The organism is Vibrio sp. 1S139, assembly GCF_041439475.1.
GTDB lineage: Bacteria > Pseudomonadota > Gammaproteobacteria > Enterobacterales > Vibrionaceae > Vibrio > Vibrio crassostreae_C.
Window position 1 is genome coordinate 1 of sequence record NZ_JBGOOD010000144.1, and the last position, 2354, is coordinate 2354.

At 39.1% G+C, this 2354-nt stretch carries 2 protein-coding genes; both read right to left on the reverse strand.

Translation table 11 applies throughout. From position 1 onward, the window contains the following. Window positions 1-24: 24 nt before the first annotated feature. Window positions 25-1197, reverse strand: coding sequence for an RNA-directed DNA polymerase (locus tag ACED46_RS21750; RefSeq protein WP_371722436.1), 1173 nt, complete (start codon window positions 1195-1197; stop codon window positions 25-27). 219 nt (window positions 1198-1416) lie between these two features. Beyond that, window positions 1417-1989 (reverse strand): hypothetical protein, encoded by a 573-nt coding sequence (locus tag ACED46_RS21755; RefSeq protein WP_136978519.1) that lies wholly within the window; start codon window positions 1987-1989, stop codon window positions 1417-1419. Between the last annotated feature and the right edge of the window lie 365 nt (window positions 1990-2354).

The window sequence follows — 2354 nt, forward strand, 5'->3', positions numbered from 1 at the left end:
TTTATCGCCCAAACTGGTTAAATTTTAACAGTGACATCTACCCTGCCAGATAGGGGTAATAACAAATTCTAAAGTTTGTTTAATCTCTTCAATATCGACTTGGATACCCGCATTTTTATAGAACGCAATAAAATCAATAACGATAGGTAATGTTGATGGTTCTGCGGTAGCCCATTGTAAAAGAATTCTCTGGTACAGCGCATAATTTGCACTTTGAACGATATGGGATGATGTTCGAACTACTGCATACTTTAAAATAGGCTCAAAAGGTTCTTTTGAAAGGTAATCCATTGTCATATCGAAAAATGACAACAACGTTCTTCTTTGAACGCCAGCAGTTGCCATACTAATATCAAACTTTTGAAGTTCGTGTAACCACTGAGGATCAACTTCTAAAGGTAGCTTAATTATTTCGGTTTTCGAAGAGTTAAGCTCCAGTTCGAATTGAGACAATACCTCTTGCAGTACAGATAATGTGTGCTCAGCTTCCTGCAAGGTTTTACACCCAAATTCAAAGTCATCAATATATCGATGGTAGTTTGTCCCAACCTTAGTTACTAGTTGCTTGTCAACTTCAGACATAATCAGTTCAGCAATAGCAAATGAAGTGTCAGTTCCTATTGGAATCCCTTTGGTTTGTTGGTCTTGAGAATTTCTTACCAAGGTATCAATCTTGTTCCCAAGATTGTTGCGAAACCTCCGTTGCTGCTTTGCTAAAGACTTTGTGTGTAAAACCCATGGAATACTATGAGTATATATAGTTGAGTAGAAGTTAGAGATGTCCGCTTTTAGAATATAGCGAGAAGCAGTCCTCGTTTTTAACTTAGAATCAGGCAGAAAGCTAAATCCCTTTTCCCACTTTAAAGCTCTGGTTGAGTCATCTCCAACTGGACGACTAATTGATTGAGAAGCTCTGTCAAAAACGGAGTCAAAATCAGCCCAATGGTCTGATATCAGCTTTGCGAGCTGATAATAATTTATAGGGTTGGGAATGCTTAATGGGCGGCGCAATTTCCCTCGTCTAGCCAAGTTAAACTTCGCACATTCGCTGCTATAGACTGGCCCATCTCGGTTATACGTGAATGGGCTGGAAAGATTATTCCTCGGATCTATCAGCACGTCTCCATAGTTGATAGTACTAAATGTCGTTGGAATTTCTTGTGGGAAATAACCTTTTTTAAGTAATTTTTCTAACATTTCACCTAACCTTATTAATATTGCTAATGCTCACTCAAACTGTGAATGAACGCGTGCCATGTCTGAGCGCTAGCGAGTTCTGCACGTGTTTTCGAGTCAGATTTAAAGCGTGTGTTATAGCAATTTTAACTGCGTCTCGTTGGTCTAGTCGGAGGTGGCGGTGGGACTGCGTGTTTTGGCGTTTCTCTTGGCTGATCAACTGGTCTAGGTGGGGTTTTATCATTCATTTTTTTTTATCTCCGTTGTATTCGTTGGTTGTCCAACTTCTGTTACTTGATTTGATTCAAGCTTTTGAAAATCTGTATTGTGGAAAACAAATAGTCCAAACAATGCAATTGCAAGAAACAGAGCTATCGCACCAAAGTAGTGTGAAAGGCGAGCAACAAAAACTAGTATTTTATTCTCAGAAAACACCTCTTCTTCAGGAACCTCATCATCTTCATTCTGAATCGCACTTCTAATACTTATTCTGTTCTGAATAATGCTATCTGAAAGCTCCCTATTGCGATAATACAAGTGTCCTGAAAGCAGCAGACTAGATAAAATAAAGAACACCGAGATCACAAAAAATAACCAGCTCGATTTTGCAAATATCAAGCTGTCAACATTACCTTCAATATAGAGCTTATCAAACAAGGTAAATGTTAAACCTAGACCTGCACTTGAAATTGCAAGCACAGCTTTATCAAGTCCCTCAGAAACCTTGGTTTCACCCTCAACCAATTGACTCCTATAATTTAAATAAGACTCGATTTCTGAGCTTAGCTGTTCAACTCGTGAACTTTCAGACATAGTCATCCTCAAATTGCTATAACTCTTATAGACAGAGTTTTTCCATGTTTACATTCAATCTATGTTGCTGTCATTTATTATGAAACTCAACAAGTATCAGCTTTTTGTGTGAATTGGCAGAGCGTTTCGAGGTACAACGAAGAAACGATACCGTACTAATGCCCAAAGTACTGATTAGATTTACTTGGTCTAGTGCCGTACTGGCTAGATTATACATTCTTTGGTTCTAACAAGGTTCGGGGCAGATCTGAGCTAGCTGGCACTTTTTGAGAAAAGTGCCACAAGTAAAACTTCAGGTCTATGAAGCCTCTGTCGAGTAGACGACACTTGTTACCAAGTGCCGCCCCTCTAAGAACCGTACGTGC